This window comes from Paenibacillus sp. y28, assembly GCF_037137075.1.
Lineage (GTDB): Bacteria > Bacillota > Bacilli > Paenibacillales > NBRC-103111 > JBBBNV01.
Genome location: NZ_JBBBNV010000060.1, coordinates 1 through 5,665 on the forward strand (window position 1 = coordinate 1; position 5,665 = coordinate 5,665).

Below are 5,665 nucleotides of genomic sequence, written 5' to 3' on the forward strand. Positions count from 1 at the left end.
TTGCCGCCTCGCGTAATCTTAATCCATCATACACTTGCTCCCATCTGACTGCTAGGTGGGGGCTATTTGACGCTCACAGTGATAAAATATGTAAACAGAGAAATAGCCCCGACTGCTCGGGGCTATTTCTCTGTTTACAGGTCCAAGCATTATGAATGAGGGCGATTTCTGCGACTATTCCCTCTCCTGTATTTGCTTGCGAATCTGGTTTCAATCTACGCACCCGTACAGGGTGCGACAATGATAATGACCAAACGGCCACTTATTTCAGACGTTTCAATCCACGCACCCACACAGGGTGCGACCTGGTTCTCCTGCGGGTTTCCCGACCGGGTTCATCCGGTTTCAATCCACGCACCCACACAGGGTGCGACACAAAGTACCTAGAAGGCTGTCTATCAATGATTTGTTTCAATCCACGCACCCACACAGGGTGCGACGGCTCATGCTGCCAACGGTACTGGCTCCAGCCGAAGGTTTCAATCCACGCACCCACACAGGGTGCGACTTTTCGTTCCGCCTCAATTTTCCACCAAATTGTTTGTTTCAATCCACGCACCCACACAGGGTGCGACCAAAACCGCTAAGGCCGTAACCGGCTTATATGACGGTTTCAATCCACGCACCCACACAGGGTGCGACCCGCAGTTTGCGGGTATGCCCCCGGTGCTTCCGGGTTTCAATCCACGCACCCACACAGGGTGCGACTTCGTCCAGTGCTGTCCACGTAACTGCTTTCGATGTTTCAATCCACGCACCCACACAGGGTGCGACCATAGAAGACCTAGAGAAATATGTAAAGTTGCCAGTTTCAATCCACGCACCCACACAGGGTGCGACTGGGAGTCGGTCGCGCCAGTTTTGAGGGAGCGCGATGTTTCAATCCACGCACCCACACAGGGTGCGACAGCGAAATAAATCGTTTTCATGCTAGCATAGCATGAAAAAACGATATTTTCAGCAATAATCATAAAAAATAAATAGTAATCAATCCTTGACATTTTTATAAATATAGTACTTTCTATAACTTTCGACAAGATTCGCGGTGCGAATGATCCGGGAATTTCATGGGAGCTTCACATTCGCACTTAAATGGCGTGTATTTCATCACCATTGCGGGATACGGCGAATAACGGATGGTGTCTTTTGGAAAACCGGCAAAGCCGCGAAGCTATTTTTCCTGATAGTATCATCATAAGAAAATAGATTGTGCGAAGTCAACCACAGCTTGAAGCCGGTCACCGCTGCCCCATGGGCGCATGTTTTCTGGTGAACGGGGAAAATTAAGGGACGGGTGATGGATATTTCCTCAGGATGAAACAGGAGGAGGGTTACAGTGGACCTTATTTATTTTTTGGTCGGCGTTCTGCTTATGGCATTGGCGTATCCACGAAAGCTGCCCCCGTTCCGCAGAAAACGGATTATCGTTGCTTATTTGTTCTCAGCCTGTCTGGCTATTGGCATGGGCGTGCTGTATTTGGCAGATGAATTCCCGCCAATCGATGCGGTTTTTCGCTTTCAGAGCGAGCTGTTCAACAAGAAGGCAGGCCTGCCATGAGCCGCAGCCGAAGCCATATTGATATTCCGAATCCGCCCAAACGCATTCGGGATTTGCCGGGCTATCCGACCGGCGATTTGACCGGCAAGCTGCTGGAGGATGTGGACATCATCCGAAGAACCATTCAACAGGCGCCGGATTTGATTGTGCGCGAGCTGGATTTGACCCGCGCGGACGGCAGCCGGATTCCGGCGGCGGTGCTTTATATGGACGGGCTAGCCAATGCGGAAATGATTCACAAAAGCATTCTGCTCCCCATGGTGGAGTCTCATGTGGGGGATAATCCTATCCGCGATTTAGGGCGGCTCATATTGACGGCAGGCAGCATCGAGGAGCAGGTGCAGCTGGCGGAAATTATTTATCGGCTGCTGTTTTCATCCACGATTGTGTTAATCGATGGCATTCCGAAGGCGCTCCTCATTTGTACGGAGGGCTGGGAGCACCGCACGGTCAGCGAGCCGAAGACAGAGCCGATTGGCCGGGGGCCGCAGGATGCCTTCAATGAAGTGCTGCGGGTGAATACGGCGCTGCTTCGGCGCCGGATTAAGGACCCCCGGCTTGTTTTTGACAATGTGCGGATTGGCCGGCGGAGCTTGACCGATATCTCGATTGCCTACCTGCAGGATGTCGCCAACCCCGGCATCGTCCAGGAAATCAAAAACCGGCTGCAGCATGTAGATATCGATATGCTTACCGACGGTCAGATGCTGGCCGAATTTATTGAGGACCATCCGATTAGCCCGTTCCCTCAAATGGCGATCACCGAACGGGTAGACAAAACCGCTGTGGCGATCTCCGAAGGACGGGTGGCCTTGATCGTTGACGGCACGCCGGGGACGGTCATTGTGCCGATTACGATGACCTACTTCTTGTTCTCGACGGAGGATTATTACAGCAAGTGGCTGCCTGTTATGCTCATCCGCTGGCTGCGGGTAATTGCGCTATGCATTGCCCTGCTGCTGCCCTCCTTATATGTGGCGATTTCCTCCTACCATCAGGAGATGCTGCCGACCGGGATGATGCTGCAAATGGCGGCCAATCGCAGCGGGCTCCCGTTCCCGTCTTATGTGGAGGCGCTTATTATGGAGCTGAGCTTCGAGCTGCTGCGGGAAGCGAGCCTGCGGATGCCCGGCACGCTTGGACAGACCATCGGAATTGTCGGGGCGATCGTCATCGGATCGGCGGCAGTGGAAGCAGGGATTGTCGGACCGATCTTAACCATCATCGTTTCCTTTACGGCGATTGGCTCCTTTGTCATTCCCAGCTACAATACTTCCTTCGCAATCCGGGTGATCCGTTTTCCGTTAATGATTTTATCCGCAACACTGGGGCTTTACGGCATTTTGTTCGGCGTGATTGCGCTGCTGATCCATCTGAATCACCTGTACTCCTTTGGTGTGCCGTATATGGCCAGCTTTACGCCGGAGTCGATGAAGGACTGGAACGATTCCCTGCTTGTTCGAAAGCCGATGCCTTTTCAGCGGGAGCGCCCGAGTTTCCTCCGCGTCCTGAACCGGAAACGCAAAGCATAGAAGAGAGGTGGCACCATGCAGGAAGAACGAATCTCATCCAAGCAGCTGTTTCTGCTGCTGTTTTTCTTTATTTTTTCCTCGGTGTTTATCACATTGCCCCGAGAGCTCGTTGGGGAGGCCGAGCATACCGGCTGGCTGTCCATCGTCATCGCGGTGCTGGTATTCCCCTTGTGCGCCTGGATCATTGTTAAGGTGCGGCAGTTCCAGGGAAACCGGACGATCGTGTCTTATGTGGAATCCCTGCTGATTTCTATGCTGCTCCGGATCGTTGGCAAAAAAGGGAGCAAAGCGGCGGCTAAAATCATCACACTGGTGATTTTTGTGCTCCCGACCTTGATTTACTGCGGTTTGAGCGCCAGGATCATGGTCGAGCTGTTCGGCAGCGTGATGCTGCCCGAGACGCCGACAGAGGTCATGATTGGACTCCAGCTGTTACTGCGATATTATATGCTGCTCGGCGGGCTTGCAGCTCTGGCCAGGTGGAGCCAGCTTGTCGGTCCGCTGGTCATAGTTACGTTTTTGAGCATGTCGCTGCTGGCCTTCGGCAAGGTCAGGATGGATCGGCTTCTTCCTTTGTTCGACGGGAGCGCCGGAGGCGTCATGCACGGATCGCTGCTTGTGCTGGGGAACCTGCTTGAGGTGCTTGTATTGATGTCAATGACCCAGGTTCCCCAGGAAGGGAAGCTGCTGCGGACCCTGGTCAGTGTTGCCGCTGCATCCGGGGTTATGTTTCTGCTGGTTTTTTTTACAAGCGTCGGCAATTATGGGACCGCCACGAACCGGAGAATGCTGTTTCCGTTTATCGAGACAGTCCGGGACATCAGCTTCGGCAACTTTCTGGAGCATTTTGAGCTTATCGCGCTGGTGCTGTGGGGGGTTATGAATTTTGTAAAAGGGGCGCTGACCTTCTATGCCTGCTGTCAATATTTCGGTTCATGGTTTGAGCTGAGCGACTATCGTCCCTTGATGGCCCCGCTATCGGTAGCGGCCTTCTATTTCGCGCTGCTGCCGCAAAATATATACGACTTGTTCGTGACCTATGATCGGTTCCGGGTAGAGTTCACGCCGCTGATGTACATGGGAATTATTGTGCTGCTGCTGCTGGTGAGTCTGGTGATGAGGAGAAGGATGCAATGATTACGCGCAGGCTGCCCGTACTGCTGCTAATCTGTTTGCTGGCTTCGTGTCTGTCCGCCTGCTGGGGCCGGATCGAGAGTGATGAGGTGGAGTATGTGCTCGGCGCGGCGATTGATGTGGGGCAAAACAAGGAGATTATCCTGTCCGTGCAGACCCCTGTGCTGGAGGCGTTAAAATCCAAAGGCATGGGCGGGGCAGAAAGTCTGGAGAAGGAAAAAACGATCAGCGTATCCGGCCGTACAGTGACAGAAGCTGTACGCAAGTATACGGAAGTGATTGGACGGGATTTGTTTTGGTCGCACCTGAAGGTTCTACTGATTTCGGAGGAGGCGGCGCGCCGGGGCGTAGAGAAATTTATGGATTTTTTCTCCTCGGAGCAGGAGCTGCGCGGCAGTTCTCGCGTTTGTATTGTCAGTGGTCAGGCCAAGGATGTGCTTGAGGCGAACCCGGATATTCGCGTCATAGCCTCGGACTATTTGGTCAACCTGATCCAGCGATCCAAGCGGACGGCGTATTCACAGGACGTGCTGCTGTCGGATTTCAACCGCACACTGGCCGATCCGCTGGGCGGGCAGCCTTTTTTGCCCATTATCCGGCTGTTCAGCCAAACAGAGTACGATCAGAAGCTGGCAGGTATTCAGCAGAAGCAAAAAATCGGAGGCTCCAAGCAATCACCGTTGTTTCTGCTGACGGGCTCGACAGCCATTTTCAAGGGGACCAAGATGATGGGGCTGATTACTCTTCATGATACCCGGGGACTGATGTGGGCGAAAAAAAGGGTCAGTGACGCCATCATTACAATTCCCTGCCGGAATGAGCCGGGCTGCTTCATTACACTGGATGTTAAACGGGCAACTCGTCTGGATCGGGATGTCGATTATGCCGACGGCAAAACAATAATTCGTATCGGCCTGGGCATTGAATTTAATATTGCCGAGAAGGCGTCTCATGATATCGTGGTCAGCAGGGATTATATCTCCTATGTGGAGCAGCAGGTAGCGGAGACCGTAGAGAAGGAAATCCGCAGCGCCTTTCAACAGTGTGTAGGGACCTTCCACTCCGATGTGTTCGCTTTCGGGAACGATCTCAGTGATTACCATCCTGGGGTATGGGAGCAGATCAAGGACCAGTGGGAAGACGAAATTCTTCCCAACGCGGATTTGGAGATTAGTGTCAACGCCAGCATGCGGAGAATTTCCCGGACCCTGGCTTCTCCCTGGATTGACATCGGCCAGAAATAGAACAGCCGGACGGCCCGCGAAACAGGCGTTGTCCGGCTTTCCGCTTTGTTTTGTTGTGGTAACAAATGGTAATTACCTAGTGCACTAAAACTTAAATATAACAACAGTTAAAAGCAAAGAACCTTGCCTTTATAAGTCCATTTAAAAGGCTTGGCCATGGTGGAGTTGAAGTAGTCGATAAACGCAAACACTTGTTT

4 protein-coding genes and 1 CRISPR repeat array are annotated in these 5,665 nt (G+C 52.7%); all 4 genes read left to right on the forward strand.

The genetic code is table 11. From position 1 onward, the window contains the following. Window positions 1–207 precede the first annotated feature (207 nt). Window positions 208–908: a CRISPR direct-repeat array (repeat unit 32 nt; unit sequence GTTTCAATCCACGCACCCACACAGGGTGCGAC). Between the two features lie 428 nt (window positions 909–1,336). Genes WBG83_RS22040 through WBG83_RS22055 form a run of 4 tightly spaced genes read left to right on the forward strand, consistent with a single transcriptional unit; the run spans window position 1,337 to window position 5,468 of the window. Continuing rightward, on the forward strand, window positions 1,337–1,558 hold the full coding sequence (locus WBG83_RS22040; RefSeq protein WP_336747538.1) for a hypothetical protein: 222 nt from the start codon (window positions 1,337–1,339) through the stop codon (window positions 1,556–1,558). After that, a complete protein-coding gene (locus WBG83_RS22045; RefSeq protein ID WP_336747539.1) occupies window positions 1,555–3,090 on the forward strand; it encodes a spore germination protein in 1,536 nt (511 codons plus the stop codon). Before WBG83_RS22040 ends, WBG83_RS22045 begins: the two co-directional genes overlap by 4 nt. 15 nt (window positions 3,091–3,105) lie before the next feature. Beyond that, on the forward strand, window positions 3,106–4,227 hold the full coding sequence (locus tag WBG83_RS22050) for a GerAB/ArcD/ProY family transporter (protein ID WP_336747540.1): 1,122 nt from the start codon (window positions 3,106–3,108) through the stop codon (window positions 4,225–4,227). After that, on the forward strand, window positions 4,224–5,468 hold the full coding sequence (locus WBG83_RS22055) for a Ger(x)C family spore germination protein (RefSeq protein WP_336747541.1): 1,245 nt from the start codon (window positions 4,224–4,226) through the stop codon (window positions 5,466–5,468). Before WBG83_RS22050 ends, WBG83_RS22055 begins: the two co-directional genes overlap by 4 nt. The last annotated feature ends 197 nt before the right edge of the window (window positions 5,469–5,665 follow it).

Bases quoted from the DNA above. Each gene is read 5' to 3' on its own strand.
- WBG83_RS22045 (WP_336747539.1), top strand. From the start codon at position 1,555: ATGAGCCGCAGCCGAAGCCATATTGATATTCCGAATCCGCCCAAACGC.
- WBG83_RS22050 (WP_336747540.1), top strand. From the start codon at position 3,106: ATGCAGGAAGAACGAATCTCATCCAAGCAGCTGTTTCTGCTGCTGTTT.
- WBG83_RS22055 (WP_336747541.1), top strand. From the start codon at position 4,224: ATGATTACGCGCAGGCTGCCCGTACTGCTGCTAATCTGTTTGCTGGCT.